The 26,145-nt window shown below is 60.1% G+C and carries 29 protein-coding genes; 16 read left to right on the top strand and 13 right to left on the bottom strand.

Translation table 11 applies throughout. The features are described 5' to 3' along the window. Positions 1-257: 257 nt before the first annotated feature. The 4 genes from rloA to pabB all read left to right on the top strand — a co-directional run bounded on the left by rloA (position 258) and on the right by pabB (position 5,018). Complete coding sequence (gene rloA / locus AC515T_RS19980) at positions 258-794, top strand: retropepsin-like aspartic peptidase RloA (protein ID WP_305467789.1); 537 nt, start codon at positions 258-260, stop codon at positions 792-794. A 5-nt stretch (positions 795-799) separates the two neighbouring features. Beyond that, entirely contained in the window at positions 800-2,332 is a 1,533-nt protein-coding gene (gene rloB / locus AC515T_RS19985; protein ID WP_496529727.1) for an osmotic stress tolerance membrane protein RloB, read from the top strand. Then, on the top strand, positions 2,332-3,318 hold the full coding sequence (locus AC515T_RS19990) for an alpha-L-glutamate ligase-like protein (RefSeq protein ID WP_496529728.1): 987 nt from the start codon (positions 2,332-2,334) through the stop codon (positions 3,316-3,318). Before rloB ends, AC515T_RS19990 begins: the two co-directional genes overlap by 1 nt. A gap of 356 nt (positions 3,319-3,674) precedes the next feature. Further along, positions 3,675-5,018 carry an aminodeoxychorismate synthase component I gene (gene pabB, locus AC515T_RS19995; protein ID WP_496529729.1) on the top strand — a complete coding sequence of 448 codons (1,344 nt, stop codon included), beginning with the start codon at positions 3,675-3,677 and terminating at the stop codon, positions 5,016-5,018. Positions 5,019-5,202: 184 nt separating this feature from the next. On the opposite strand, the gene thrH is transcribed toward pabB, so the two are convergent. Continuing rightward, positions 5,203-5,820, bottom strand: coding sequence for a bifunctional phosphoserine phosphatase/homoserine phosphotransferase ThrH (thrH, locus tag AC515T_RS20000; protein ID WP_496529730.1), 618 nt, complete (start codon positions 5,818-5,820; stop codon positions 5,203-5,205). A 174-nt stretch (positions 5,821-5,994) separates the two neighbouring features. Here thrH and AC515T_RS20005 point away from each other — a divergent pair, with 174 nt between their 5' ends. The 3 genes from AC515T_RS20005 (at position 5,995) to AC515T_RS20015 (ending at position 9,508) form a co-directional block, all read left to right on the top strand. Further along, positions 5,995-6,738, top strand: coding sequence for a phosphoadenylyl-sulfate reductase (locus tag AC515T_RS20005; protein WP_496529731.1), 744 nt, complete (start codon positions 5,995-5,997; stop codon positions 6,736-6,738). 452 nt (positions 6,739-7,190) lie between these two features. Beyond that, complete coding sequence (locus AC515T_RS20010) at positions 7,191-8,720, top strand: NCS1 family nucleobase:cation symporter-1 (protein WP_496529732.1); 1,530 nt, start codon at positions 7,191-7,193, stop codon at positions 8,718-8,720. Between the two features lie 59 nt (positions 8,721-8,779). Continuing rightward, positions 8,780-9,508 (top strand): aspartate/glutamate racemase family protein, encoded by a 729-nt coding sequence (locus AC515T_RS20015; protein WP_060741345.1) that lies wholly within the window; start codon positions 8,780-8,782, stop codon positions 9,506-9,508. Between the two features lie 146 nt (positions 9,509-9,654). Here the strand turns inward: AC515T_RS20015 and AC515T_RS20020 are convergent, their stop codons facing one another. Continuing rightward, positions 9,655-10,578, bottom strand: coding sequence for a LysR family transcriptional regulator (locus tag AC515T_RS20020; protein WP_496529733.1), 924 nt, complete (start codon positions 10,576-10,578; stop codon positions 9,655-9,657). Positions 10,579-10,703: 125 nt separating this feature from the next. On the opposite strand from AC515T_RS20020, the gene AC515T_RS20025 reads away from it, so the two are divergent. Next, positions 10,704-11,450: a 3-oxoacyl-ACP reductase family protein gene (locus tag AC515T_RS20025; RefSeq protein WP_496529734.1), complete on the top strand. Its 747-nt coding sequence runs from the start codon at positions 10,704-10,706 to the stop codon at positions 11,448-11,450. Between the two features lie 62 nt (positions 11,451-11,512). On the opposite strand, the gene AC515T_RS20030 is transcribed toward AC515T_RS20025, so the two are convergent. From AC515T_RS20030 to AC515T_RS20060, 7 genes are all read right to left on the bottom strand, one after another. Continuing rightward, positions 11,513-12,208: an HAD-IA family hydrolase gene (locus AC515T_RS20030; RefSeq protein WP_496529735.1), complete on the bottom strand. Its 696-nt coding sequence runs from the start codon at positions 12,206-12,208 to the stop codon at positions 11,513-11,515. 253 nt (positions 12,209-12,461) lie between these two features. Then, entirely contained in the window at positions 12,462-12,836 is a 375-nt protein-coding gene (locus tag AC515T_RS20035) for a hypothetical protein (RefSeq protein WP_496529736.1), read from the bottom strand. 88 nt (positions 12,837-12,924) lie between these two features. Then, positions 12,925-13,128: a hypothetical protein gene (locus tag AC515T_RS20040; RefSeq protein WP_496529737.1), complete on the bottom strand. Its 204-nt coding sequence runs from the start codon at positions 13,126-13,128 to the stop codon at positions 12,925-12,927. Positions 13,129-13,204: 76 nt separating this feature from the next. Then, a complete protein-coding gene (locus AC515T_RS20045) occupies positions 13,205-13,378 on the bottom strand; it encodes a hypothetical protein (RefSeq protein ID WP_162893857.1) in 174 nt (57 codons plus the stop codon). Positions 13,379-13,993: 615 nt separating this feature from the next. Next, positions 13,994-14,410: a glycine zipper domain-containing protein gene (locus AC515T_RS20050; protein ID WP_072406201.1), complete on the bottom strand. Its 417-nt coding sequence runs from the start codon at positions 14,408-14,410 to the stop codon at positions 13,994-13,996. 460 nt (positions 14,411-14,870) lie between these two features. Next, positions 14,871-15,083, bottom strand: coding sequence for a hypothetical protein (locus tag AC515T_RS20055; RefSeq protein WP_496529738.1), 213 nt, complete (start codon positions 15,081-15,083; stop codon positions 14,871-14,873). Positions 15,084-15,212: 129 nt separating this feature from the next. Next, positions 15,213-17,402, bottom strand: coding sequence for a response regulator (locus AC515T_RS20060; RefSeq protein WP_496529739.1), 2,190 nt, complete (start codon positions 17,400-17,402; stop codon positions 15,213-15,215). Positions 17,403-17,967: 565 nt separating this feature from the next. Between AC515T_RS20060 and AC515T_RS20065 the strand changes: the two genes are divergently transcribed. Then, a complete protein-coding gene (locus AC515T_RS20065; RefSeq protein ID WP_186709697.1) occupies positions 17,968-18,246 on the top strand; it encodes a short-chain dehydrogenase in 279 nt (92 codons plus the stop codon). A 127-nt stretch (positions 18,247-18,373) separates the two neighbouring features. Here the strand turns inward: AC515T_RS20065 and AC515T_RS20070 are convergent, their stop codons facing one another. Continuing rightward, positions 18,374-18,997, bottom strand: coding sequence for a hypothetical protein (locus AC515T_RS20070; RefSeq protein WP_496529740.1), 624 nt, complete (start codon positions 18,995-18,997; stop codon positions 18,374-18,376). A 151-nt stretch (positions 18,998-19,148) separates the two neighbouring features. Here AC515T_RS20070 and AC515T_RS20075 point away from each other — a divergent pair, with 151 nt between their 5' ends. The 4 genes from AC515T_RS20075 (at position 19,149) to AC515T_RS20090 (ending at position 22,167) form a co-directional block, all read left to right on the top strand. Next, the gene (locus AC515T_RS20075) at positions 19,149-19,826 is read left to right on the top strand and encodes a phytanoyl-CoA dioxygenase family protein (protein ID WP_496529741.1); all 678 of its coding nucleotides are present in this window, start codon (positions 19,149-19,151) and stop codon (positions 19,824-19,826) included. A 98-nt stretch (positions 19,827-19,924) separates the two neighbouring features. Next, entirely contained in the window at positions 19,925-20,980 is a 1,056-nt protein-coding gene (locus AC515T_RS20080; protein ID WP_496533168.1) for an alpha/beta hydrolase family protein, read from the top strand. A gap of 89 nt (positions 20,981-21,069) precedes the next feature. Then, positions 21,070-21,459 (top strand): hypothetical protein, encoded by a 390-nt coding sequence (locus tag AC515T_RS20085; protein ID WP_496529742.1) that lies wholly within the window; start codon positions 21,070-21,072, stop codon positions 21,457-21,459. Between the two features lie 21 nt (positions 21,460-21,480). Further along, on the top strand, positions 21,481-22,167 hold the full coding sequence (locus AC515T_RS20090) for an HD domain-containing protein (RefSeq protein ID WP_496529743.1): 687 nt from the start codon (positions 21,481-21,483) through the stop codon (positions 22,165-22,167). Between the two features lie 45 nt (positions 22,168-22,212). Here the strand turns inward: AC515T_RS20090 and AC515T_RS20095 are convergent, their stop codons facing one another. Continuing rightward, a complete protein-coding gene (locus AC515T_RS20095; RefSeq protein WP_496529744.1) occupies positions 22,213-22,836 on the bottom strand; it encodes an SMI1/KNR4 family protein in 624 nt (207 codons plus the stop codon). Between the two features lie 278 nt (positions 22,837-23,114). On the opposite strand from AC515T_RS20095, the gene AC515T_RS20100 reads away from it, so the two are divergent. Continuing rightward, entirely contained in the window at positions 23,115-23,570 is a 456-nt protein-coding gene (locus tag AC515T_RS20100; protein ID WP_496529745.1) for a GNAT family N-acetyltransferase, read from the top strand. 35 nt (positions 23,571-23,605) lie between these two features. Next, on the top strand, positions 23,606-23,803 hold the full coding sequence (locus AC515T_RS20105) for a hypothetical protein (protein WP_496529746.1): 198 nt from the start codon (positions 23,606-23,608) through the stop codon (positions 23,801-23,803). A gap of 66 nt (positions 23,804-23,869) precedes the next feature. Here AC515T_RS20105 and AC515T_RS20110 read toward each other — a convergent pair whose 3' ends face one another. Both AC515T_RS20110 and AC515T_RS20115 read right to left on the bottom strand, forming a co-directional pair. After that, positions 23,870-24,685: a suppressor of fused domain protein gene (locus tag AC515T_RS20110; RefSeq protein WP_496529747.1), complete on the bottom strand. Its 816-nt coding sequence runs from the start codon at positions 24,683-24,685 to the stop codon at positions 23,870-23,872. A 130-nt stretch (positions 24,686-24,815) separates the two neighbouring features. Next, positions 24,816-25,304, bottom strand: a complete 489-nt coding sequence (locus AC515T_RS20115; protein ID WP_496529748.1) for a GNAT family N-acetyltransferase — start codon at positions 25,302-25,304, stop codon at positions 24,816-24,818. Between the two features lie 101 nt (positions 25,305-25,405). On the opposite strand from AC515T_RS20115, the gene AC515T_RS20120 reads away from it, so the two are divergent. Then, positions 25,406-25,966: a nucleotidyltransferase family protein gene (locus tag AC515T_RS20120; RefSeq protein ID WP_496529749.1), complete on the top strand. Its 561-nt coding sequence runs from the start codon at positions 25,406-25,408 to the stop codon at positions 25,964-25,966. The last annotated feature ends 179 nt before the right edge of the window (positions 25,967-26,145 follow it).

Here is a 26,145-nt window from a genome sequence, read left to right on the forward strand (position 1 = left end):
TGGCAAAAACTAACCAATAGAGACCTTAACGTCAAAGCAAAAATCAACATTGTCGACAATCGTCTAATAAACGCCTTGGCGATAACCCCATTGCATGAGGACTCGTAGCCTCCGGCCAGCGGTGGCGTCAGAAAACCACCGTGCTAGAATGCCGCGGTTATTCGCCGCTCTCCTTTTATAGAGAAAGGCTGCCTAGGGAGCTTGTGCAGTAATGCCAGGGCCTGAACCGATAAACGGAACGCTGCGCACCAGGATCTATGACACTCAAGCCCTTATCTGCTGCTTTCTATTTCATGTGCCTGCCGGGGCTTGCCGTGGCGGGTGAAAAAACCGTGTACGGCCTCAACGAGTACGCCGCCCTGCAGGGCATCGACCTGGAGGTCGCCGCCAAGCTCGACACCGGCGCCAAGACCGCGTCCCTCAGCGCCCGGGACATCAAGCGTTTCAAGCGCGATGGCGAATCCTGGGTGCGTTTTTACCTGGCCATCGACGCGGCCCACTCGCACCCTATCGAACGTCCGCTGGCCCGGGTCAGCAAGATCAAGCGCCGCGCCGGTGACTACGACCCGGAAGAAGGCAAGAAATACACGGCCCGGCCGGTCATCGAACTGGACATCTGCATGGGCTCGGCCCTGCGCAGTATCGAAGTGAACCTGACCGACCGCAGCGCCTTCCAATACCCGTTGCTGATCGGTTCCGAGGCGCTCAAGCGCTTCGACGCGCTGGTCGACCCCAGTCTTAAATACGCTGCCGGCAAACCCGCCTGCGCCAATGCCGCTCAAACCGCAGAGTAATTCCAATGCGCTCCCTTACCCTCCATCTGAAAATGCTGATCGCCATCCTGGTGGTGCTGGGCCTGTCGGTAACGGCCTATCAGATTTTCGTGCTTGGCATCCCGGTCACCGAAGACGCCACCGACGACTTGTGGAACATCGACGCCAAGGTCGAATTCGTGCCCAACGCCAAGGATCCGGTCAAGATCCAGATGTTCGTGCCGCCCCTGAGCCGCGACTACGTGAGCCTCAACGAGAGTTTCATCTCCAACAATTACGGTGTGGCGGTGAACCGGGTCGACGGTAACCGCAAGGTGACGTGGTCGGCCCGTCGCGCCAAGGGCAACCAGACCCTTTATTACCGGTTGGTGCTGACCAAGCGCTACAGCGCCGAGAAAACCAAGGTCAAGGGCCCGACCTTCCGCGACAGCATCGCCGTCGAAGGCCCGGAGAAACTGGCCGCCGAAGCCCTGCTTGCGCCGATCCGCCAGCACTCGGCCGACGTCGAGACGTTCATCAGCGAAGCGATCAAGCGGGTCAACAATCTCAACGACGACAACGTCAAGCTGTTGCTGGCCGGCGACCCTTCCTCGGCTAACAAGGCGCGCATCGTCGAGTTGGTGCTGTCCATCGCCCACGTGCCGGTGGAAAAGGTCCACACCATCCGCCTGGTGGCCGACCAGCCGCAGGCCCCTGAGCTGTGGCTGCGCAGTTTCAACGGCACCGACTGGCTGTATTTCAACCCGGACTCCGGCGAACAGGGCCTGCCCACTGACCGTCTGCTGTGGTGGACCGGCGATGAAAATCTGATCACTGTCGATGGCGGCAAGAAAGCCACCGTCACCTTCAGCATGAACAACAGCGAAATGAACGCCATTCGCCTGGCCAAGCTGACGGACGAGAACACCGACGCCAACTTCCTCGAATACTCGCTCTACGGCCTGCCGCTGCAAACCCAGCAAACCTTCATGATCATGGTGATGATCCCGATCGGCGTACTGGTGATCCTGGTGCTGCGCAACCTGATCGGCCTGCAAACCCTCGGGACCTTCACCCCAGTCCTGATCGCCCTGGCCTTCCGTGAAACCCAGCTGGGCTTCGGCATTATTCTGTTCACGGTGATCACCACGCTGGGCCTGTCGCTGCGTTCGTACCTGGAGCACCTCAAGCTGCAGATGCTGCCAAGACTCTCGGTGGTGCTGACGTTCGTGGTGGTGCTGATCGCCGCCATCAGCCTGTTCAGCCATAAGCTGGGCCTGGAGCGCGGCTTGTCGGTGGCGTTGTTCCCGATGGTGATCCTGACCATGACCATCGAACGCCTGTCCATCACCTGGGAAGAACGCGGCGCCGGCCACGCGATGAAAGTCGCCATCGGCACCTTGTTCGCCGCGTCCCTGGCGCACCTGATCATGAGCGTGCCGGAACTGGTGTACTTCGTGTTCACCTTCCCGGCGATCCTGCTGATCCTGGTGGGCTTCATGCTGGCCATGGGGCGTTATCGCGGCTACCGCCTGACCGAGCTGGTGCGGTTCAAGGCCTTCCTCAAGGCAGACTCCTGATGTTCGGCTTCTGGAAGACCTGGAAGGCCCTGGAAGCCCGGGGCATCATGGGCATCAACCGGCGTAATGCCGACTACGTGCTCAAGTACAACAAGCGCAGCCTGTATCCCATCGTCGATGACAAGATCATCACCAAGGAACGGGCGGTCGCCGCCGGCATCCATGTGCCGGAACTGTACGGGGTGATCTCCACCGAGAAGGAAATCGACAAGCTCGACGAGATCATCGGCGGGCGCACCGACTTCGTGATCAAGCCAGCCCAGGGCGCGGGCGGTGACGGCATCATCGTCATCGCCGACCGCTTCGAGGGCCGCTATCGCACAGTGTCCGGCAAGATCATCAGCCATGAGGAGATCGAGCACCATGTCTCCAGCATCCTCACCGGCCTGTATTCCTTGGGCGGACACCGTGACCGGGCGCTGATCGAGTACCGCGTGACGCCGGACCAGATCTTCAAGAGCATCAGCTACGAAGGCGTGCCGGACATCCGCATCATCGTGCTGATGGGCTATCCAGTGATGGCCATGCTGCGCTTGCCGACCCGCCAGTCCGGCGGCAAGGCCAACCTGCACCAGGGCGCCATCGGCGTGGGCGTCGACCTCGCCACGGGCCTGACCCTGCGCGGCACCTGGCTGAACAACATCATCACCAAACACCCCGACACCACCAACGCGGTGGATGGCGTACAGCTGCCCTACTGGGACGGCTTCATGAAACTGGCCGCCGGTTGCTATGAACTGTGCGGGCTGGGCTACATTGGCGTGGACATGGTGCTGGACCAGGAGAAAGGGCCGTTGATCCTGGAGCTGAACGCCCGGCCGGGACTGAACATCCAGATCGCCAACGACTGCGGCCTGACCCTGCGCACCCACGCGGTGGAAGCCCGCCTGGAAGAACTCCAGGCCCGGGGCGTTATCGAAACCGCGCAAGAGCGCGTGGCGTTTGCCCAGGAGTTGTTTGGGCATATTCCGCCGGTTGAGGGTTGAGGCTTTAACCTGGAGGCTAAGGCTGAGGTTGGAGACTGGAGTAAGAGACTGGAGCATGAAACCCTGTGGCGAGGGAGCTTGCTCCCGCTGGGTTGCGCAGCAACCCCAAAGCCCGGCACCTCGGTACATCAGGTTGACCAGGTTCAACTGCCCAGGGGGTTGCTTCGCAACCCAGCGGGAGCAAGCTCCCTCGCCACAAAGTGTTCATCCCCAGATAGCTTCTGGTAGCCACAAAGCGCTTATACCCAAATAGCTTCAATAACCACAGACGTGCTCATCTCCGACACCCCTCTAGGAGCAAATCCCACAGGGTATTACAATCGCCCCCCCGCCTGAACGGCTGACCCGCCCCGCCCATGCCAACCTGCTCCGTACACCCGCTGCCCTATCGCACCAACCCCGCCGAGTATTTCGCGGCGATCCGTCATGCCCCGGGCAGCGTGCTGCTCGACAGTGGCCGGCCGAGTGCCGAGCGCGGGCGTTACGACCTGCTCAGCGCCTGGCCGCTGGCACAATTGGCGGTATTGCCGGACGAAAGCGGCAGCGATTTCCTGCAACGCCTGCGCACTCAGCTGACACAACTCGGCGACGCGGAACTGCCGGCCACGGTGCAATTGCCCTTCGCCGGCGGGCTGATCGGCTACTTGAGCTACGACTTTGGCCGACACCTCGAAACCCTGCCATCCCACGCCCAGGACGACCTGCAACTGCCCGACGCGCGTTTTGGCGTGTACGACTGGGCGCTGGTCAGCGATCACCAGGCAGGCACCAGCCAACTGGTGTTCCACCCCCATTGCGCCGAAAGCGAACGCCAGCGCCTGATCGCGCTGTTCAGCCAGCCGAACACCGCGCCCGTTCCCCCGTTCAGCCTTGAAGGCCCCATGACACCGGACCTCAGCGCCGAGGCCTACCGACAGGCGTTCGAACGTATCCAGGCGTATATCCAGGCCGGTGACTGCTATCAGGTCAACTTTGCCCAGCGTTTCCGCGCCCCCTGCCAGGGGGATGCCTGGGCCGCTTACCAGGCTTTGCGGGCGGCCTGCCCGACGCCGTTTTCCGGCTTCCAGAGCCTGCCGGAGGGTGGCGCGGTGCTGAGCCTGTCCCCCGAGCGCTTCGTCAAAGTCAGCGAAGGCCAGGTGGAAACCCGACCGATCAAGGGCACCCGCCCCCGCGGCACAACGCCCGAGGAAGACGCGGCCCACGCCGCCGAGCTGCTGGCCAGCCCCAAGGACCGGGCGGAAAACCTGATGATCGTCGACCTGCTGCGCAACGACCTGGGCCGCACCTGCCGCATCGGCTCGGTGCGGGTACCGGAGTTGTTCAGCCTGGAAAGCTACCCGAACGTGCACCACCTGGTCAGCAGCGTGACCGGCGAACTGGCTGTGGATAAGGACGCCATGGACCTGATCGCCGGCAGCTTCCCCGGGGGCTCGATCACCGGTGCGCCGAAAATCCGCGCCATGCAAATCATCGACGAACTCGAACCGACCCGGCGCGGGCTGTATTGCGGCTCGTTGCTGTACCTGGACGTGCGCGGGGAAATGGACAGTTCCATCGCCATCCGCAGCTTGCTGGTCAAGGATGGGCAGGTGTGCTGCTGGGGCGGCGGCGGGATTGTCGCGGACTCGGATTGGCAGGCGGAGTATCAGGAGTCGATTACCAAGGTTCGGGTGTTGCTCGATACCTTGCAGAACCTCTAGAAGCATCGCGGGCAAGCCTTGCTCCCACAGGTTACCTGTTCACAAAAAGGTGCCTGATAGAGATCCTGTGGGAGCAAGGCTTGCCCGCGATGACAGTGTGTCAGTCGACTCAAGGCCAACAGATACACCGCTATCGCGAGCAAGCTCGCTCCCACAGGTTTTGTGCCTACAGTAACGGCGTGATTTACATACTGAGGTTGCGGTTCGAGGCCTTGAGGAATTCCTGCTTCAACTCGACAAAGGTGTGCACCGCCGGGAATTGCGGGAATTCGCGGATCACGTTCTCCGGCGCATGGAACAGAATCCCGGCGTCGGCCTCGCCCAGCATCGTCGTGTCGTTGTAGGAATCCCCCGCCGCAATCACCCGGTAATACAGGCTCTTGAAAGCCAACACCGACTGGCGCTTGGGATCTTTCTGACGCAACTGGTAGCCCGTCACCCGTCCAGTGTCATCGGTAATCAGACGATGGCAGAGCAAGGTCGGAAAGCCCAGTTGGCGCATCAACGGTTGGGAAAATTCGTAGAACGTGTCGGAAAGAATCACCACCTGGAAGCGCTCGCGCAGCCAATCGACGAATTCGATGGCGCCGTCCAGGGGCTTGAGGGTGGCGATGACTTCCTGAATGTCGGAGAGCTTGAGGCCATGCTCGTCGAGGATGCGCAACCGTTGCTTCATCAGCACGTCGTAGTCGGGAATGTCCCGAGTGGTTGCCCTGAGGGAATCAATCCCGGTTTTTTCAGCGAAGGCGATCCAGATCTCCGGGACCAGCACACCTTCCAGGTCGAGACAGGCAATTTCCACAAGACACTCCCATTTTTTCTGATGTTTATCGGTTGAGCGAACAAAAGGCTTGCCGACTCTAGCCATTCGTCGAAGCCCGCGCAACGCACAGGAGCGCGCCAGCCCCGACAGCTTTTGTTACCATCAGCCCCATATAGAGCGCCCAGCGCCACCGACCTGTAGGAAACCGCCCTGATGAGCCCATCGTTTGACGTCGTGGAACTCGCCACGACCTATGCCAACAAGTCCCCGCAGGACATCCTCAAGCTGGCCTTCGCCGAATTCGGCGACGAGCTGTGGATATCGTTCAGCGGCGCCGAAGACGTGGTGCTGGTGGACATGGCCTGGAAACTGAACAAGAACGTCAAGGTGTTCAGCCTCGACACCGGCCGCCTGCACCCGGAGACCTATCGCTTCATCGACCAAGTGCGCGAGCACTACAAGATCGACATCGAACTGGTGTCGCCGGACTACACGAAACTTGAACCCTTCGTGAAGGAAAAAGGCCTGTTCAGCTTCTACAAGGACGGTCACGGCGAGTGCTGCGGCATCCGCAAGATCGAACCGCTGCGCCGCAAGCTGACCAATGTCCGCGCCTGGGCCACCGGCCAGCGCCGCGACCAGAGCCCCGGCACCCGCAGCCAAGTGGCGGTGCTGGAAATCGACACGGCGTTTTCCACCCCCGAGCGCACCTTGTACAAGTTCAACCCGCTGTCGCAGATGACCAGTGAAGAAGTCTGGGGTTACATCCGCATGCTCGAGCTGCCCTACAACAGCCTGCATGAACGCGGCTTCATCAGCATCGGCTGTGAGCCCTGCACCCGCCCGGTGCTGCCGAACCAGCACGAGCGCGAAGGCCGCTGGTGGTGGGAAGAAGCCACGCAGAAGGAATGCGGGCTGCACGCCGGGAACATCATCGCCAAATCCAAGACCGTCTAAGCGTCCGCCGTACCCTGTACACAAAAATGTCACCACAAGTGGCATTTTTGTGTGCACTTATCTTGTAACTGCCCCGAAAGGTTACACCGACCTTCCCGCCTCGCCTGTCCTTCTAACTCCATTGGCGTTCGCCGAAAAATAAATACCTGTTTAAACGGTCAGTTTTAAATCTCCGTATTTCAGTTACTTATTAACCCAACATAACAAAACGAAATTATCACCGTAGCGGATAGATCCGTAAGTGGCATAAATCTGGCTTGAGTCGACAAGTGTTTTGTATACAACATCTATAAAACATACACACACTTTAGATCCGCAAGCCTGAAGCGCCCTATCCCGTACAGGCTGCAGATGCCCCGTAACCAATGATGCTCGCCTGCTGCGACGAAGATTTGTCGAGCCCCGCGCTCATGCACAGTCATCGCTGCCCCGAGAATCAGGAGCCTGCCGGAATGCGTACAAGTCTCTCCAATAACATCGCGCTGGATCTACCCTCCTCCACCCCTGCCCTCGATGACCACACCGCAGTGTCCCTGGCCCTGAGCCCGAGGCTGCACAACAAGGACCTGGCACCGACCAAGGCCGAAGGTCGCCGCTGGGGCCGCTACAGCATCTTTGCCCTGTGGACCAACGACGTGCACAACATCGCCAACTATTCCTTCGCCATCGGTCTCTATGCCCTGGGCCTGGGTGGCTGGCAGATCTTGCTGTCCCTGGGGATAGGCGCGGCGCTGGTGTATGGCTTCATGAATCTGTCCGGCTACATGGGCCAGAAAACCGGGGTGCCGTTCCCGGTGATCAGCCGGATCAGCTTCGGGATCCATGGCGCGCAGCTTCCGGCCTTGATCAGGGCGATCATCGCCATTGCCTGGTTCGGGATCCAGACCTACCTGGCGTCGGTGGTGTTCCGCGTGTTGCTGGTGGCGATCCACCCGGGCTTCGCCGACTACGACCGCGACTCGATCCTCGGCCTGTCGAGCCTGGGCTGGGTGTGCTTCGTGGCGATCTGGTTCGTGCAACTGGTGATCCTGGCCTACGGCATGGAGATGGTGCGCCGTTATGAAGGCTTTGCCGGCCCGGTGATCCTGGTGACCGTCGCGGCCCTGGCCGGTTGGATGTACACCCAGGCCGGCGCCACCATTGCCTGGTCGATCCGCGAGCCGCTGACCGGTGGCGAAATGTGGCGCAATATCTTTGCCGGCGGCGCGCTGTGGCTGTCGATCTACGGCACCTTGATCCTCAATTTCTGCGACTTCGCCCGCTCCTCGCCGTGCCGCCGGACCATCATCGTCGGCAATTTCTGGGGCCTGCCGGTGAATATTCTGATGTTTGCCGGGATTACCATCCTGCTCTGCGGTGCGCAGTTCCAGATCAACGGGCAGATCATCGAAAGCCCGACCCAAGTCATTGCGTCGATCCCCAACACTTTCTTCCTCGTGCTCGGCTGCCTGGCCTTCCTGATCGTTACGGTGGCGGTGAACATCATGGCCAACTTCGTCGCCCCGGCGTTCGTGCTCAGCAACCTGGCGCCCAAGTACCTGACCTTCCGCCGCGCCGGGCTGATCAGCGCCGCCATCGCCGTGCTGATCCTGCCGTGGAACCTCTACAACAGCCCGCTGGTGATCGTGTATTTCCTGTCCGGCCTCGGCGCCCTGCTCGGGCCGCTGTACGGGGTGATCATGGTCGATTATTGGCTGCTGCGAAAAGGTCGCATCAACGTGCCGCAACTGTACAGCGAGGACCCAAACGGTGCGTATTTCTACAGCAACGGGGTCAACCTGCGTGCGGTGGCAGCGTTCATTCCGGCGGCGCTGATCGCGATTGTCCTGGCTCTGGTGCCAGGTTTTGACGCCGTTTCACCGTTTTCCTGGCTGATTGGCGCTTCGATTGCAGGGTTGCTGTACCTGATCATCGCCAAGCGCCAGCCGTATTACGAGGACGTCAGCGGCGAATCCATCGCTGTGGATAACGTCCATCATTGATCGCCCAAACGGCCCGCCAGGTTCGGGCCGCTTACTTTATGTGTTAAGGAGGACAGCTCATGCGAATTCTCGTGGTCAACGTCAACACCACCGAATCCATCACCCAAGCCATCGCCCGACAAGCCCAGGCCGTGGCCGCGCCGGGCACTGAGATCGTCGGGCTCACGCCGCATTTCGGTGCCGACTCCATCGAGGGCAATTTTGAAAGCTACCTGGCGGCCATTGCAGTGATGGACCGGGTGATGTCCTACGACCAGCCGTTCGACGCGGTAATCCAGGCCGGCTACGGCGAGCATGGCCGCGAAGGCCTGCAAGAACTGCTGAACGTGCCGGTGGTGGACATTACCGATGCCGGCGCCAGCACCGCGATGTTCCTCGGCCATGCTTACTCGGTAGTCACGACCCTGGATCGCACCGTGCCGCTGATCGAAGACCGGCTCAAGCTGTCCGGCCTGTTCGACCGCTGCGCCTCGGTACGGGCCAGCGGCCTGGCGGTGCTGGAATTGGAGCAAGACCCGCAACGGGCGGTTGAAGCCATCGTGCGGCAGGCCGAACTGGCCGTCAGCCAGGACAAGGCCGAAGTGATCTGCCTGGGCTGCGGCGGCATGGCCGGGCTCGACGAGCAGATCCGCCAGCGCACCGGGGTGCCGGTGGTCGATGGCGTGACGGCGGCGGTGACCATTGCCGAGTCGCTGGTGCGGCTGGGGTTGTCGACGTCGAAAGTGCGCACCTACGCCACGCCCCGGCCCAAGACCATCATTGGCTGGCCGGGGCGGTTTGGGCGGTGAGTTCACAGGTTTAGACCGAGGTGGCCCGAATCGCGAGCAGGCTCGCTCCCACAGGTGATGGGTGGTGATCAGAAGTCTGTGAACACATCCAACTCTGTGGGAGCGAGCCTGCTCGCGATTGGGTCCAACTCGGTGACAAGCCCAGCTCAAACCGCACTGAACCGCCGCGCCAACCCCTGCTCGGCAAACTGCTCGATGATGAAATCCACGAACACCCGGGTCTTGCCCGGCAGCAACTTGTGCTCGGCGTAGTAGATGGAGATGTTGCCGTCATCGACGTACCAATCCGGCAGCACTCGCTGCAACGCGCCGGACTCCAGGTAGGGCACGGCCACCGGCATGCTCACCAGCCCGATACCCAGCCCTTGGGCCGCGGCCGCGCAATCGGCTTCCGAGTCGCTCATGGTCATGCGGGGCTTGAGCATGAGCGGGCTGTGTTGCTGGGTGCGGCTGGTCAGTTGCCAGGAACGCACCCGCCCGGTTTGTGGCGAACGAATCAGGATGCCCTGGTGCTGCGCCAGATCTTCCGGCTCCACCAACGCCGCATGGCTTTGCAGATAGTCCGTTGAAGCAACCAGTACCCGATGGGCCACCGCCAACTTGCGCGCCACCACGCCCTGGGGCAACTCGAAGCCGCCGCCGATGGCGGCATCGAAGCCCTGGCCGATCAGGTCCACCTGGCGGTTATCGAAATGCCAGTCCGGATTGATCGCCGGGTAGCGCCGCAAGAACTCTCCCAGCAACGGCACGACATACAATCGACCGAACGCTGTGCCCATGCTCACCTTCAGTGTCCCCGCCGGTTGCCCGCCAGCGCTGGCCAGGTTGGCGACGGCGTTCTGGATGGTGTTGAAGCTGCTGCCGACTTCCCTCAGGAACAACTGGCCGGCTTCGGTCAGCCTCAAGCTGCGGGTACTGCGCTGGAACAGGCGTACGCCCATGCGGGCCTCCAGCTTGGCGACGCTTTTACCCACCGCCGCCGGGGTCAGGCTCAAACGGCGCGCCGCCTCGGCAAAGCTGCCGACTTCGGCACTGCGCACAAAGCATTCGATACTATTGAAGGTCTCCATGGGCCCCACTCTAAACTTTTGGTTTAGACAGACTATAGCAATGACGGTCTACACAGCCCATGACGGCTTCTTGATACTCGCTCCATCACCGCGGCACCTCGCCCCGGCACTTTTTGGAGAACATCATGAGTAACCAAGCACTGAACGGTAAAGTCGCCTTGATCCAGGGCGGTTCTCGCGGCATCGGCGCCGCCATCGTCAAACGCCTTGCCGCAGAAGGCGCCGCCGTGGCCTTCACCTACGTCAGCTCTGGCGCCAAGTCTGAAGAACTGCAGAACAGCATCACCGCAGCCGGCGGCAAGGCCCTGGCGATCAAGGCCGACAGCGCCGACGCCGAGGCCGTCCGTAACGCCGTCGCCGCCACCGTCGAGGCTTTTGGCCGGTTGGACATCCTGGTCAACAATGCGGGCGTGCTGGCGATGGGGCCGCTGGATGAATTCAAACTCGAAGATTTCGACCAGACACTGGCCATCAACGTGCGCAGCGTGTTCGTCGCCACCCAGGCGGCCGCGCGGCACATGACCGAAGGCGGACGCGTCATCAACATCGGCAGCACCAACGCCGACCGCATGCCCTTCGTCGGGGGCGCCACGTACGCCATGAGCAAATCCGCACTGGTGGGCCTGACCAAAGGCCTGGCCCGTGACCTCGGCCCGCGCGGCATCACCGTCAACAACGTGCAGCCCGGCCCGGTGGACACCGACATGAACCCGGCCGACAGCGACTTCGCCTCCAGCCTGATGTCGCTGATGGCCATCGGGCGCTACGGCAACGTCGATGAAATCGCCAGTTTCGTCGCTTACCTGGCCGGGCCGGAAGCCGGCTACATCACCGGTGCCAGCCTGACCATCGACGGGGGGTTCGGCGCCTGATCCGGGCTAACCATGTGGCGAGGGAGCTTGCTCCCGCTGGGCTGCGCAGCAGCCCTTTCCTATCAGGCCCACTCCAATTCCGGCAAACCGCAAAGGCTTGGCTGGAACATTCTCAAGGAGCGGATGATCCCATCGGCATGGGCGTATTTTTCGTCCGCCATGGCCGAGTCAGGAATGGCAATGGCGGTCATGCCGGCGGCTTTCGCGGCCGTCACGCCGAACGGCGAATCCTCGAACACCAGGCAGTCACGCGGCTCGACACCCAGGCGCCGGGCGGCGGTGAGGAAGATATCCGGTGCCGGTTTCGCCGCACCGACTTCCGGGTCGTCCGCCGTCACGATGCAATCGAACAACGCGAACCAGTCCCGGTGCAATGTGGTTTTCAGCGCGAACGAAGGGCTCGACGAACTGGTCCCCACCGCAATCGGAATGTTGTGGGCTTTGAGATGCCGCACCAGTTCCTCGGCGCCGGGCATGCCCAGGGCGTGAGGAAAACGCTCGCGCATCAGGGGCTCGCGGATGACCAGGAATTCCTGGGGGGTGATCGGCAACTCCAGTGCCTGGACGACGTAATTGGCCAGGTCCGTGGCCCCGCGACCGATGATGTTCTGCTTGACGCTCCAGTCGAACGTGCGCCCGTAGCGCTCGGCGATGATGGAGGTGACCTCGGTGTAGATCCCCTCGGTGTCCAGCAACAGCCCATCCATGTCGAAAATCACAGCCTTGATCGGGCCAAACTCTTTCAGCGGTGCATTCATCGCATCTGATCCGTTATCAACACAACATTCCAGGGATGGCTCAGGTGCGGCCAGGGCAACGTGTTCGCCTTAAAGGATTCAGCAGGATAACGAAGGGGGCTTGGAACCGGCAATGGGAAATCGGTGAACGGGGTCCGTGGCGAGGGAGCTTGCTCCCGCTGGCTGCGTAGCGACCGTTGGATCTTGGGGTCGCTTCGCAACCCAGCGGGAGCAAGCTCCCTCGCCACAAAAGCGGATCGTGTCGGATGAAAGGTTACTGACCGGAGCCGCCCGACCCAGAGCCACTGCCGCCCGAACTGCCACCACTGTCGCTGGTACCGGTTGCGCCGTTGGTCCCACCGCCTGCGTCGGCACCGCCCATCGTGCTGCCGCCACTCATCGAACCGCTGCCCGTGCCGGGGCTGGTGCTGCTGCCGCTGGCATCGCCGCCATTGCCGCCCCCCACAGACCCCGGAGGCAAGGCGTTACCGCTGGCGCCGGATTTGGCGCCGGCTTCCATTTCCGAGGAAGGTGGCATCCCGCCCTTGTCCACAGGCGGCGTGCTGCTCGAAGACTGTGCGAAAGCGGCTAATGAACTGACGGAAAGAATCCCGGCGAGTGTCAGCGCTGTCATGTTGGACTTCATCATGGTGAGTCTCCTTTTCAAGGTACTTACCTGATGTCTGGCAGGCGCGGCAGGCCGATGGTGCCACTGAATCGACGGGCGGGCCTGCCGATCAGCTCGGCTTGCCGGAGGCGTCGTCACCGGCGATGTCCGGATCGTCCGGGGTCGCCTCGACATCCTCGTCGTCGCTGGGCACTTGCTCGACGCCCGCTTCGTCATCGGGTGGGAGCTGGTCGCGGCTCAGCGGGTTGGTGGGCGAAGGCAGCGGATATTCCGGGGTTTCTTCGTCATTGGGAACGGGGGAATCGGCAGTCATACAATCTCCTGGCAGGTGCATGCACCTGTCCTGCAGCTTAAAGCTTAAAGAACGCCGGCGATCAGTTTGAGCACCTTCACTTGTAGGATTCGTCCTCAAGTTCAGCGTCTTCGTCGTCGAGCAAGGGCACCTGGGCGTCGTCCATCAGGGAACCGGGGTCTTCATTGCCCGGGTCGTTGGGGCCTGGATCATTGATGAAGGGAACGCCTGTCGGGCCTTTTTCTTCCTTGCCTTCGGTTTCCGGCGTCATGGCACACCTCGCGATTGCTGATGGATGTATGAATTTGAGGTGGGGGGGGCGGCAATCGTTCCGGGGGATTTTGATCTGTCTTTTTTTTGGGGGCGTGTGTATATCCGTTTTTTCGGTAACGGCTGCTTATGGTTCCGCCCTGACGGCGGGTCACTTTCGAAAAGCGCGAAAGTAACCAAAGCGCTCATGCCCCACCACTCGGCACCTCGCCTAGGCTCGGTGTGCCCGAACGCAGGCATTGCTCCGTGGGCCCGCCGCGAAGGGCCATCCATGGCCCAGCGCGGCTATCCCGGCATCCATGCCGGGATGCCCACTCCGCAATGCCTGCGTTCGGCCAGCGTGGTTAACGGGGCGCCGAGATCAACGTCCGTCGCGAGGCGGCCTTATAGCCGACCTGGCTCTCCCGGTCGTACTCCGATCGAATTGTGGGAGCGAGCCTGCTCGCGAAGACGGTGTCGCAGTCGATGAAGTAGCCGCTGGAGCTGTCTGTTGTTCATACTTTGGGCATCAAAGAAGCCCAAAAAAACGGCGCTTCCCATTTCTGAAAGAAGCACCGTTTTTTCTAACTGAACAGCATCACGGCACAAGACCGGGGCTTTTCATCCAAGCATCCGCTTAACGATGATTTCTCTTGTGCTTATGCTTGTGCTTCTTGCCACCGGAGTGACCGTCGTTGTCGTTGGACAGGTTGCTGCCCAACGCGCCGCCCGCTGCGCCGCCGACGCCGGCACCGATGGTGGAGCCGGTGGAGCCGCCCAGGCGATTACCGACGATCGAGCCACCGGCCGAGCCCAGGCCACCGCCGATGGCAGCTTCCGTGCGGCTGCCTTTGCGCGCACCCACGGCGCTGCCGGCTGCGCCGCCGACGCCCGCGCCGATCGCGGCGCCTGTGCTGCCGCCCATCTGCTGGCCGACCACGTTGCCCAACACACCGCCCAGACCGCCGCCGACTGCAGCGGTACCGTCGCCGGCAGCCATCGCGCCCTGGGCAACTACCAACCCCAGTACCAAGGTGGACAAAGTCAAACGCATGATAGAAACCTCAAGAATGCCGCATCGGGGAGAAATGGCCAGTGCGCGCGGGCGCGAGTGTACGCCAAACAGCATCAGCCATGACGGTTGGACAACGAAACGGCGGTTTATTTTATGACAGGCAAAAAAAAGCCCGCTGGGGAAACGGGCAGGTACTGCTTTCTAACGGATGAGCTGAGAGTACGTACCTGCTTGTGAAAGAAACGTGAAAGAAACCGCCGGTTGAAAAAAGATTTTGATCATTCCCACGCTCTGCGTGGAAATGCATCCTCGTGACGCTCTGCGTCACCTTCAGAAGCGGAACGCGGAGCGTCCCTGGCGGCGTTCCCACGCAGAGCGTGGGAACGATCGAATGCTCCGTGCTCCCGCTTGACCGGGCTGGCGCACCAGCGCCAGGCGCCCATAAAAAAGGGCTGCCATGCAGCCCGGTGGGAGCAAGCTCCCCTACCTACCATTCTTGTCACTTCTTGACCGGAACCCTGGGCAAAAACTTGGCCTTCTCCCCTCGCTGCACTTTGGCCACCTTCGTCCTGATGGACTTGATCGGCTCGTCGCCAAAGTCTGCATGGTAGGTTGACTGACCACACTGCAACCCTTCATTGATTGGATACGCGGCTCCGTTCTCCTCGCTGTACGATGCTCCCATTGCCTTTCCCCTTTCATTGAGGTCCATACCGGCAACAACCGGTTGCCTGACAATATCGACCCTCTCGACAGTGAGACTAGTCGGTCATCAACAGACTGTTGATTCCACAACACCCTTCGCCGACGAATGGAACTCACTGTTTCAGAAAGGAAACACTCACTCAGTGCCCAGCATCGTTCGGTTCAAAACCCGGGAAACCTGATCGGCTGAATAGGGTTTGGACAAGAATTCAAAGCCCTCATGCCCCCTGTGGGCCAACTCTTCGCTGTAGCCGGAAGTGAGCACCACCGGCAAATCCGGGCGACGCTGGCGCAGCTCCCGGGCCAGGGCGATACCGCTGATGCCTGGCATCACCACGTCAGAAAATACCGCGTCGAAAGCCCTCGCATCCGGCCCGACCATTTCCAGCGCTTCTTCGGCGTTGGTCGCCCAGGCCGTTTCGTAGCCCAGGTCCTGGAGGATCTGGTTGGCAAAACGCCCCACCTCCAGGTTGTCTTCCACGATCAACACCCGGCGCTTGCCCTTTTCCAGCACCAGGTGCGTGACCTCTTCCCTGACCGGCTCGTGGTTGTTCTCGGGCGCCACTTCCGGAAGGTACAACGTGAACACCGTCCCCTCGCCCACCACGGTCGAAACATCGACGTTGCCACCGGACTGCTTGGCAAAGCCGAACACCTGGGACAAGCCCAACCCCGTGCCCTTGCCCACTTCCTTGGTGGTGAAGAAGGGTTCGAAGATGTGCTCAAGCACTTGCGGGTCAATACCGGTGCCGGTGTCAGCCAAGGCAATGGCGGCAAAGGATTGCCCGGCCCCGGCATGACCACGGATCGGCGGCATGCCACCGCCGCAACTGACCCGAAGCCACAGCGTGCCCTGGCCATTCATCGCATCCCGGGCATTGAGGGCCATGTTGATCAACGCTGTCTCGAACTGGCTCAGATCCGCGCGGATGTAACAGGGTCGGTCGCACAACTCGACGTTGACCTGGATCCGTGCTCCGGTGACGGTTTGCAGCATGTCCCCCAGGCTCTGTACTTGCTTGCCCACATCGATGACTTCTGGCTTCAACGGCTGGCGCCGGGCAAACGCGAGCAACTGGCTGGTCAACTTGGAGGCGCGATCCACGGTTTCGGACACTGCCGTCATGTAGCGTTGCCGGCGCTCTTCGGACAAGTTGGGCATGCGCAGGAAGTCCACCGAAGAACGGATGATCGTCAGCAGGTTGTTGAAGTCATGGGCCACGCCACCGGTGAGCTGGCCGATGGCTTCGAGCTTTTGCGACTGGCGCAGTGCCGCTTCGGTCTGTTTCAAGCGCGTGGTGCGTTCCTCGACCCGCTCTTCCAGCGTTGCGTTCAATTCGGCCAGGGCCGCCAGGCCTTCGCGCACGGCAGCATCGGCACGGGCGCGCTCGATGTGAGCCCAGGATCGCTCCGTGACTTCTATCAGCAGCGCCAGGTCGTTGGATGACCAGACCCGCGGCGTTTTATCGTGGATGGCCATCAGCGCGGTCAATCGACCGCCCTTGATCAACGGCACACAGATGGTGGCCGCGATACCAATAGCCTGGAACGTCGCCGCTTCCTCCGGCGCCAGCTCCTTGAGGTTATCGTTGATCACCAGCGGTTTGCCGGCTCGCAGATTGGTGACGGCCAGACGACCGAAATCAGCCAGCCGATAATGCCCGAGGATATGGGGCGAACCGGCCCTGGCCCAATCGCCGCGAATGGTGAAACCGTCCTCGTCCTCATCCATGTCCGCGTAGGCACAATTGGACAGGTTCAGGTGCGCCGCCAGAATCCGCGTAGTGGTCGCCATGATGCTCTGCGGATCGGTGGCGTTCGCCACGGCATGGCCGATGGCATCCAGCACCGCCAGACGCTGGGTCATGAACACCGTCGAAGTGGTCTCGGTGACCGTATCCAGCATGCCCACCACCGTGCCGAACTGGTCGCGGATGGGGCTGTAGCAGAACGTGAAATAAGCCTGCTCAGGACCGCCGCCGCGCTCGATGACCAGGGGAAAGTTCTCTATATAAGTGGCTTGCCCGTCGAAGGCGCCCCGCACGATCGGCCCGATATCGCTCCAGGCTTCTTGCCACACCTCATCGAACCGCCGCCCCAGCGCCTCGGGCTTGCTGCCGAGGATCGGCAGGAACGCATCGTTGTACAAGGTGATCAGGTCCGGTCCCCATACGATGGCCTGGGGGAAATGCGAGGCGAGGCTCAGCGCCACGGTGGTCTTCAACACATCGGGCCACTGCGCGGGCGGCCCGAGCGGCGTGTCCTCCCACGGATGACGGCGAAGCCGTTCGGCCATTTCTCCATAGCTCTGGAGCCAATCTGTCATCGCGTTCGATCCTTCTGAGACGCCAATACCAACGAGGGGAAAAGCTTGTGACCCCAAGCAGGGCCGTATTATCCCGTGGCGAGTGGGAATGCGCGATTGGATTGTGGGATGTGTCGGGGGGCAAATGGGGGGTGAAGAGCGGAAATGGGAGGTTGGGCTACAGAAATATCCTACATATCGTTGGGAATGGGTCTGATGTAGGTGAGGGATCTTCAAAGTTGTAAGACGTACAGCTCGAATGCTTACGATGATGGCAACGTCCTACATATGATTGGGAATCCCCTTCCCTATCAATCCCTTGCGTATTTTTTGCGGTGGCGACTATAGTCTTGGCGTCGCCCAGATGGCGGCCGGGTTTGGCGACTCGATTGACACAAGTGCAACGGTGCTTTCTGCTGTGGCAGAAGCACGCTCATGCTCACAGAAACTGCTTTATGGCAGCTGTGCGCGGGAGACCTTCGGGTCTGCCGGCTCCTTGTGTCTCCGGTTCGCCAACCTGCGTACAGCTGTCACCCTTTGTTTGGCGACAAAGTGTGGCAGTTCATTCATGACACAAGGAATTGATATGAACCGATATATGGGCCTCACCAGCAACGCCGACGACCAACCCCTCTACGTCGATACCACCGCCCCGCTACACATCCTGCTCGACTCAGCCGCCTACCGAATCCGTGCCGCCACCCAGTTCCTGGAAAACTTGGCAATGCGCGATGAACTGACGATCGACCCCGCGACCCTTCAGGACCTGGCACAGCTTTGCTGCATCCCGCTGCGTGACGGCTGCGACGTGATGGATGTAATTGCGCGACGATTGGATGCGGCACCGGCAGGTTCCACTCTATAAGCCTGCCAACCGACAACCCGTGGCGAGGGAGCTTGCTCCCGCTGGGCTGCGCAGCGGCCCCTTTTGTGAGCGCTGCGCACTCAAGCGGGAGCAAGCTCCCTCGCCACGAGTGCATCGTCTACCTGAACTACTCAACAACCCCGTTATAAACAACCATCGCACTCCCCTCCTTCTTGACCACAAGCTTATTCCCCTGCGCCATGGCCTCGACCAGTTCAGAACACCCCTCCACTTCACGCTTTCCATCAACGCGCTCGGCCTGGGTGTCGAAACTGAATACATAGGTCGACGCCGGGCACGCGTTGCCCCCCTCTCCCGTGGAAACAACCAGCACATACTTGCTCGGGCCAAACGTATAAGCCTTTTCAATCGTCACATAACCGGTGTACTCGGCCTGCTCAACAATTGATTCCATGACGTTCATCACGCCCGCCCGCGACTGATAATTCAGCGCGGTCCCCATCGCCTCGGTCTGGGTCGTGAAAGGCCCGGCACGCTCGGTGTTGACGGGCAACGGTTGATAGGCAACACCCGGGGGCGCGGGAGGTGCGGCTTGAGTCTTGGCGATGGGTTTTGCAACAGGGCTTCGCTGGAGTTGAGGGCTATCGCATAGGCCGTTTTTGCAGATGAAATCCCCTTGGCAGTCGATGTCTTCCGAGCACTGGTTCGTTTCTTCGAAAGTGCTCTGGTCGGCCTTGGCATAGCCAACAACGGCCAGTGTCAGAAGAGCGCAGGCAAACAAATGCTTCATCGGTGAAGTCCTTTTCTTGGATGGTGGCCGGATGATAACTGCAAACCTTGCGGGATTGTCTCTGGTCGCCGCCAATTACCAGTGTCGGGTGGTTCTAGGTTTGTTTGAATACTAGCCTTGCAAACGATCCCACAAGGAAGTCGAGACCTCCATGGCTGACCGCAAACAACTCCACCGAGACGGCTACGTCCTGCTCCGTCAAGCAATCCCGAGCGAGTGGCTGGCTGACCTTCGTACCGTGTTCGATGCAGGTGTGCGGCCGTCGGATCAATGGCCAGTGCCCCGTGGCATGGACTGGCGCTATTCGATGCTGGACGATGATTCGAAGATCCAGGCGGTGTGCCGTTTACCCCAGCTACTGGCGGTGGCAGGTGAGTTGATCGGCGAGCAATTCTTCCTCTCCCAAGTGGAAGGCCGCGAGCCCCTTGCCGGTGGCGGCCAACAACAACTGCACCGTGACTTGTCAGCCCAACGGCCAGGCGACATCGCCATCGCCTTGGCGTTCTTCGACGATTACGGCCCCGAGAACGGCGCGACACGGATCGTCCCCGGTAGCCATCGCTCCAAGCCGGGCGCACCGCCCTTTGATTTCAATGACGAGTCCCGCGCTATACAGCTATCAGGCGGCGCTGGTGACATCCTGGTGTTCGATGTCGATCTGGTGCACGCGGGCAGCCTGAACGTGATCGGCGCACGCCGTCGCTCCATCCTGATCAGCTATTTCTCGGAGTCGCTCTACCCGTCACACCTGGAAACCGTGGCGCTGCGCAATATTCGCATGGACACCAGTGACCGCTTCGCCCCCGCGGACTTTGTTTTCGGGGGCTAGGATTTTTGCGCGATGAAGTGATGCGCAGCGCTTCGAATCTGAGCTTTAATGCCCGTGCTCATCGCCCCCCCCTTCGTCTAATCAAGGAAGAAACGACATTGAAAACAGCTTTCGGCGCCCTGTTGTTGGCCTGCCTGACGACTACCGCATTGGCTGACGAAAACCCCGTCGGCTTCCAATCCTCCACCCTCCCGGATCCAAACAATGGTCGGGCACTGGAGATGGTTGTTTGGTACCCCAGCGCAACGACCGCAACCCCGCAGCTGATCGCCGATAACGCGGTATTTGTCGGCGCATCTGCCGTGCGTAACGCGCCGCCCACTGCCGGTGAACATCCATTGGTGGTGCTCTCCCACGGCTACAGGGGCAACTGGAGCAACCAGATCTGGCTTGCCAGCGCGTTGGCCCAGAAGGGTTACATCGTCGCCGCCATCAATCACCCCGGCAGCACCACCCATGACCGCAGCCCGCAAGCAGCGGCGCAGTTATGGCAGCGGCCGGTTGACCTGCGTCGAGCCATCGATGCGGTCACGACTCAACCGGAAAAATTTGGCCGCGTCGCCAATGGCCTAATTGCAGCCGTGGGCCATTCACTCGGCGGCTGGACTGCCCTGGAGATCGCCGGCACTCGCTTCGACCCAGAGCGCTTCGCCCAAGACTGCAAAACCCATTCGCAGTTATCCAGTTGCACCGTTTACCAGCAGATGAATCCCGCCAGCACCGCTGAAGCAAAGGCCGAACTGGCCGCCGATTGGCGCGATAAACGTGTGACTGCGGTGGTGACATTGGACCTGGGCCTTTCCCGGGGCCTGACGAATGAAAGCCTGACCGCGCTGCCTGTCCCCGCTCTGGTGATCGCTGCCGGTGTACCGTCGCAAGAACTTCCGGCTGAGTTGGAGTCTGCCAACCTGGCCAAGCGACTGCCCCAGGCGTCAAGCCGTTACGTTGAGATCAAAGACGCGAGCCATTTCAGCTTCATGTCGATGTGCAAACCTGGTGCGCAGGAGATGCTTGAAGAGGACGTGCCAGGGGATGGAATCATTTGTCGGGATGGCGATGGCGGTCGTGCTCGGGGGGTGATTCAGCAGCAGGTTGCATCATTGATCGCAGCGTTTTTGGCGCAGCCATCTGCCCACAAAGAAGGCAGTTTGTGAACGGCCCCATCCTCGTCAAAGATAGGTCTCTTTCCCAACAGTTTCCGACTTAACTATCCTACGCCTCCACCCCTAACGGATTCGCCAAGATGTATTTGCGTTCAAGCTTATTGTGCCTGTGCTTTTTCAGCGGCCTTAGCCAGGCCGCTGTTAACTGTTCTGCCCTGGCGGAAAAGCTCTCTGGAACGGTGCCCGAATTCCATCCATCGGTACAAGGCAAGGTCATCGGCACCGGACGCCTGCATTTCCACGAAGCGCCAGATGAAGCCTGTGCCAATAAGAAGATTTTCGTAATCCCCGGCGACGCCCTCACCATTTACTCCAGCCTTGAAGACGAATCATGGTTGGAAGTGAACTTTATCGCCAAGAGTGGCGACGACTATACCGGTTGGGTAAAGGCAGACCGGGTCGAGATTGGCGTACCTTACGGAGCGCCACCGGAGGATGCCGACGACGCGCCGGCGGGTGATGCTCAATAATTCAAAAGGGGAGGAAAAACGATGACGGGTTCGCCAGAAGGGAGCGGTCTATTCCCGGCCAGCAAACACGGCGACCTTGACGTGGCTGATGACACGAGTTTCGTCGCCTGGGCTCGCGTCTGGGCAGAGCTTGGCATCAGATGCGCGTCACGAGAAACGTACGAAACACTCATTCGCCATTACAGCGAGCCGCACCGCGCTTACCACAACCTCCAGCATCTGAAGGAATGTCTTCAGGTGCGCCGAGTCATCAACACGGCCTGCCAGGCCCCCGCCGAAGTCGACCTCGCGCTCTGGTTCCATGATGCGATCTACGACCCTCTTCGCAGCGACAACGAGCTGCGCAGTGCGCAATGGCTGGACGACGTGGCACGCGACAGCGGCCTGGGCGATGAAACGCGACGCAGGCTTTATGATCTGGTGATGGTGACCCGACACGACGGTGCCCCGGCGTCGGCAGATGAAGCGGTGTTGGTGGACACGGATCTGGCGATCCTTGGGGCATCGTTCGAGCGGTTCGAGGAATACGACCAGCAAATTCGCCGCGAGTATCAGTTTGTGCCGCTGCCTGTGTACCGCCAAAAGCGGCGGCAGGTCCTTGAAGGCTTTCTGGCACGCGGGCGCATTTATACGACCGCACCGTACTTCGACGCATTCGAGCAGCAGGCACGCGCAAACCTTGCACGCGCCATTGACCGCCTCGATTGAAGACTCGCGTCATTCAAAATCAGGTTTCAGTCATCCGATCAGCCTTCAAATCAACCGATCCACAACCCGCGCATTCCACTGCTCCCGGTATCTTTCCCGCCACCCCGGACTCCCCTTATCCAACCACTCCAACGTCGCCTCAATACTCTCAGGGCTGATCATGAAGTGATTGATATGCTCCTCGATCCGCTCTTCCGATAGGTGCAGCGAGTCCAAGTAACCATTGAAAGAATCCGCCAGCACCACATACTCATCACCCTGCTGACGGCGCCCGGTCCAGGCAGGTAAGCCCGCCACCATCGCCGCCACGTCCTGGCGCCCTTCCCGCAAATCCAGCAGCAAGATACTTGCACCGCCATCGCGCCCAATCGGCAACAATCCCGTCGCGGGGAAACCGGGCTGCGCCCGCAGTTGCTCCAGTTCGAAGGGGTTGGATTCGTACTCTTGGTCCGGATCCAGCCCGTACAGCGAGAAACTGAGCAACTCCTCATCGCCATTGGCGAGCGTGGCCAGCACATCGTATTCCACGTAGGCGCCGTTGCAGGTCTTGAGGAACTGGCGATAGTCGTCCGGCAAGCGAGCGCCCAGGCTGGCTTCCAGTTGTGTGATGGCAAGGTCGGTGGCGCCTTCCCGGGTGTCTTCGAGGATGAGTCCGCGGTAGTCAGTCATTGATGCCTCGAAAGGTCATTAGGTTGGCGAGGGATGCGATCACAGGTTCGTCCTTGAGGGTGGAATTGAAAGGGTCAGTAGGAAGCCAACCAAAAGGAATACCACTTACTTCAATGACCGCCTCGGAACAAGGGCCTTTGGTAGTGAGGGCAGCTCGCGCCCCATAGCTGCCCTTCGAAGGACAGACCATGGCAGACAGCAGCTATTGCGCCTTTCGTTTTGCTCAGAGGGGCCGAATCCTTCTATGCTCAAGCGACTATGCGCAAGGAGCAATCTTGATGGATTACCTGATTCGAAACGCTATGGATACCGATGCCCCGGCCATCAGTCAAACGATCATCAATGCTCTGCGCCAGTCCAATGCCCAAGACTACTCATCCGAAATTATCGATCAAGTGGCGCAAAATTTTTCTCCCTTGGCAATTCTTCAATTGTTGGCTCAGCGTCAGATACTCGTAGCAATAGTCGACAACCATATCGTTGCAACTGCGAGTCTTGATCAGGACGTGGTCAGAAGCGTGTTTGTCGACCCGTGCTATCAAGGGAAGGGTCTCGGGAGACACCTGATGGAGAGGATTCAATCGATCGCGATAAACGCAGGTCTGAACCTGCTACGGGTTCCCTCTTCAATCACCGCAGAAGGCTTTTATGCGTCGCTTGGCTTTAACAAAGTCAGGGATGAGTTTCACAAATCGGAGCGCACGATCATCATGACGAAAATCTTGGACCTGTAGCACTACAGCGTCCAAGAAGATGTCAGGACCAAACAATGGATTACATTTTTGATTTCTTATTCAACATGTTGGCGCATCGGATTGGCGTTTACATACTTCGCTTACTCAGTGGCGGTCGTTTCAAGGGAGAAAGCGGTTTCGCCTGGGGTTGGGCGGTCGCCGTCGGCGGCTTGGTGATGTTCGCACCTCTCGTGATTTTCATAGCCTTGCTCATCTATACCAGCGGGGGGTGAAGTGATGAACATTGAATATGAAGTGACCGTTCGCCATGGTTAGTTATGGTCAATACCCCTCCGGCATCACACCACGCTCGCCCGATGCAAGCTGCTCAGATGCCCAACACCCGCCGCCGTCAAACGGCTCACCAGATCCTCCCGCGCCGCTCGCCCGCCCGAACGCACGTACTCCAGCTCCGCCGCCGTGATCAATACCACCGGCACCAATCTGACCGGGGACAAGGGCATGTCATCCAGTTGAGTTGGGAAATCCGGCGCCGGGGCGCCGATTAGAACGCCGGTGGAGTCGTCATCGGTCACGAAGAGCTTGGGCAGTTGATCGCTCATGTGGTGCGATTGGCTGAGCCCGGGCAGTTCCAGGGATAGCGCTCCGTGCTGGTCGAGTTGGTGGGTGATGCCGCCCGCGTCGGCCACCGTTTTGGCGACGTGTTCTATCAGCTCGAATGCCCAACTGCCTTTGAAAGGATCGACCTCGCCCACGGGGCCATAGGCGTGCTCCGGGATGTCCGCGGTTTCGACGAACAATTCCATCTCGAAACCGTTGCCCATGCCTTCCGTGTCATCGAATGGATCGGACAGGCCTTCAGTGGCGAGGATGATCGTGTCGCCACGGCGAACCACACGGTAGGCCTGACGGGTCGAAGGCCAGTACGGGCCGCCGGAAAAGGTCGGGCTGATGAGGTAGGCAAGGACATCCCGCTCGACCGTGCCGACAGCGCTCCAATGACGATCCAGGCACGCTGCGCCGGCTTCCCGGACGGCCAGATTGGCTGCTTCAGCCTCGGTCAGGTCGCATAGCTCGGGGGATTGCGGTTCGGGCTGGTCATCTTGGGTTTCAGGGGCTTTCGATGAACCGAAGAGTTTCTTGAAGAAATCCATGGGCGTTCCTTGGTGGGTTTTCGCTCGGCTTCACCGGGATCCACACTCGCTGATCCGAGAGCAGGCGTCGGACGCATTGTGGCGTGTTGGGGTTGATTTGAAAACGCGGTCAGGATGACGAGGTGCGGATCTATGCTCCGCCCGCTCTACCGCGACGCATATGGATAAGTGCAGCTCTACGATGATCTGGAGAAACTCGCTCTTCGACAGCGAAGGGCAAAAAGCCCAGCTTTGGATAAAGCAGCAAGCCGGCCGTGTTTTCATTGAAACACGATACCCGCACCTCAGTGGCGTCATAGCGGTCGAACGCCTGGGCCGTCATCGTTTCCACAAGAAAGGTTGCAACACCTTTACCTCGAGCCTCTTGGGCAACGATGACATTCCCGATACAGCAAACTCCACCTGTTTCAGCCCGATAGAAGTTAGCAAAACCAACGACACGGCTCCCTGCCTCGACGACCGTCGAATCGAATCGTTGAGCGATAGCGTCAGCCAGCTGAGCCTCGGTCAGAGGGTATTGGGCTTTCGGGAACATATAAAACAGCTCCCGAGCGTCCAGCACAAAGCTGCAGAGGGTCTTGATGTCATCGGCCGTTACTGGCCTGCTTTGCAATATCATTGGTCGTCCTTGAAGTTCATGCGTTTGGTATCTTGGCTCACCTGATTTTGCTCAAACATCTGTTGGGGCACCAGGACCGGATCGACTCCAAAAGGATGAATATGACATTGACGGTCGAAAGTTTGGTCAGGATAGCAATGACCAATCCAATCAACGCACAAATCACTTCACGCTTACCTTCACTCGGTTTGAACCAATGCATGCTCACGGCTGGTTGCCTGTTCCAAGCCGTCTGGAATCATCAATCGCAGCGGCCGCCTGCTTGGGGCGTGAAGGATTACGATATTTTTTACTTCGACCCTGACCTGTCTTGGGAAGCGGAGAATGAAGTGATCCACGCCGCCCGGCGCCTCTTCCAGGACCTGGACGTCAACATCGAGGTCAAGAACCAGGCCCGTGTTCATCTTTGGTACGCTCAGCGGTTTGGCAAGCCTTATCCTCAGCTTCAGTCGGCCAAGGATGGCATTGATCGTTACTTGATTGCAGGTACGTGTATTGGGTTGGATGTTGGAACCGGTGACGTCTATGCGCCCTATGGCCTGGACGACATAGCACAAGGCGTTCTGCGCATGAATCCAAAAAATCCCCAGCCGGATTTGTTCGATGAGAAAGCCAAGAGTTATCAAGCTCGCTGGCCATGGCTCAGGATCATGGAGAAATGATGCAAATCTGAGCCCAAGGGAAAAATTAAGTATTTACGCTATGACGGCTCACATTAGCCGCAGCGCCATCAATCCTGTGGCGAGGGAGCTTGCTCCCGCTGGGTGGCGAAGCCGCCCCAAAACCTTCTTCCGGACAAACTGTATCAACGGGTCTACGACGGCTGCGCCGCCGAGCGGGA

The organism is Pseudomonas sp. FSO-7 (assembly GCF_059579345.1).

Coding starts and splice junctions, on each gene's coding strand:
- AC515T_RS20090 (WP_496529743.1), top strand. CDS start 21,481: ATGACGGGTTCGCCAGAAGGGAGCGGTCTATTCCCGGCCAGCAAACAC.
- AC515T_RS20065 (WP_186709697.1), top strand. CDS start 17,968: ATGAACCGATATATGGGCCTCACCAGCAACGCCGACGACCAACCCCTC.
- AC515T_RS20040 (WP_496529737.1), bottom strand. CDS start 13,128: ATGACTGCCGATTCCCCCGTTCCCAATGACGAAGAAACCCCGGAATAT.
- AC515T_RS20105 (WP_496529746.1), top strand. CDS start 23,606: ATGGATTACATTTTTGATTTCTTATTCAACATGTTGGCGCATCGGATT.
- AC515T_RS20015 (WP_060741345.1), top strand. CDS start 8,780: ATGCGAATTCTCGTGGTCAACGTCAACACCACCGAATCCATCACCCAA.
- AC515T_RS20010 (WP_496529732.1), top strand. CDS start 7,191: ATGCGTACAAGTCTCTCCAATAACATCGCGCTGGATCTACCCTCCTCC.
- AC515T_RS20055 (WP_496529738.1), bottom strand. CDS start 15,083: ATGGACCTCAATGAAAGGGGAAAGGCAATGGGAGCATCGTACAGCGAG.
- AC515T_RS20020 (WP_496529733.1), bottom strand. CDS start 10,578: ATGGAGACCTTCAATAGTATCGAATGCTTTGTGCGCAGTGCCGAAGTC.
- AC515T_RS19990 (WP_496529728.1), top strand. CDS start 2,332: ATGTTCGGCTTCTGGAAGACCTGGAAGGCCCTGGAAGCCCGGGGCATC.
- rloB (WP_496529727.1), top strand. CDS start 800: ATGCGCTCCCTTACCCTCCATCTGAAAATGCTGATCGCCATCCTGGTG.
- AC515T_RS20025 (WP_496529734.1), top strand. CDS start 10,704: ATGAGTAACCAAGCACTGAACGGTAAAGTCGCCTTGATCCAGGGCGGT.
- AC515T_RS20100 (WP_496529745.1), top strand. CDS start 23,115: ATGGATTACCTGATTCGAAACGCTATGGATACCGATGCCCCGGCCATC.
- AC515T_RS20075 (WP_496529741.1), top strand. CDS start 19,149: ATGGCTGACCGCAAACAACTCCACCGAGACGGCTACGTCCTGCTCCGT.
- AC515T_RS20115 (WP_496529748.1), bottom strand. CDS start 25,304: ATGATATTGCAAAGCAGGCCAGTAACGGCCGATGACATCAAGACCCTC.
- AC515T_RS20030 (WP_496529735.1), bottom strand. CDS start 12,208: ATGAATGCACCGCTGAAAGAGTTTGGCCCGATCAAGGCTGTGATTTTC.
- AC515T_RS20005 (WP_496529731.1), top strand. CDS start 5,995: ATGAGCCCATCGTTTGACGTCGTGGAACTCGCCACGACCTATGCCAAC.
- pabB (WP_496529729.1), top strand. CDS start 3,675: ATGCCAACCTGCTCCGTACACCCGCTGCCCTATCGCACCAACCCCGCC.
- AC515T_RS20070 (WP_496529740.1), bottom strand. CDS start 18,997: ATGAAGCATTTGTTTGCCTGCGCTCTTCTGACACTGGCCGTTGTTGGC.
- AC515T_RS20110 (WP_496529747.1), bottom strand. CDS start 24,685: ATGGATTTCTTCAAGAAACTCTTCGGTTCATCGAAAGCCCCTGAAACC.
- rloA (WP_305467789.1), top strand. CDS start 258: ATGACACTCAAGCCCTTATCTGCTGCTTTCTATTTCATGTGCCTGCCG.
- AC515T_RS20120 (WP_496529749.1), top strand. CDS start 25,406: ATGACATTGACGGTCGAAAGTTTGGTCAGGATAGCAATGACCAATCCA.
- AC515T_RS20050 (WP_072406201.1), bottom strand. CDS start 14,410: ATGCGTTTGACTTTGTCCACCTTGGTACTGGGGTTGGTAGTTGCCCAG.
- AC515T_RS20060 (WP_496529739.1), bottom strand. CDS start 17,402: ATGACAGATTGGCTCCAGAGCTATGGAGAAATGGCCGAACGGCTTCGC.
- AC515T_RS20035 (WP_496529736.1), bottom strand. CDS start 12,836: ATGATGAAGTCCAACATGACAGCGCTGACACTCGCCGGGATTCTTTCC.
- AC515T_RS20095 (WP_496529744.1), bottom strand. CDS start 22,836: ATGACTGACTACCGCGGACTCATCCTCGAAGACACCCGGGAAGGCGCC.
- AC515T_RS20085 (WP_496529742.1), top strand. CDS start 21,070: ATGTATTTGCGTTCAAGCTTATTGTGCCTGTGCTTTTTCAGCGGCCTT.
- AC515T_RS20045 (WP_162893857.1), bottom strand. CDS start 13,378: ATGACGCCGGAAACCGAAGGCAAGGAAGAAAAAGGCCCGACAGGCGTT.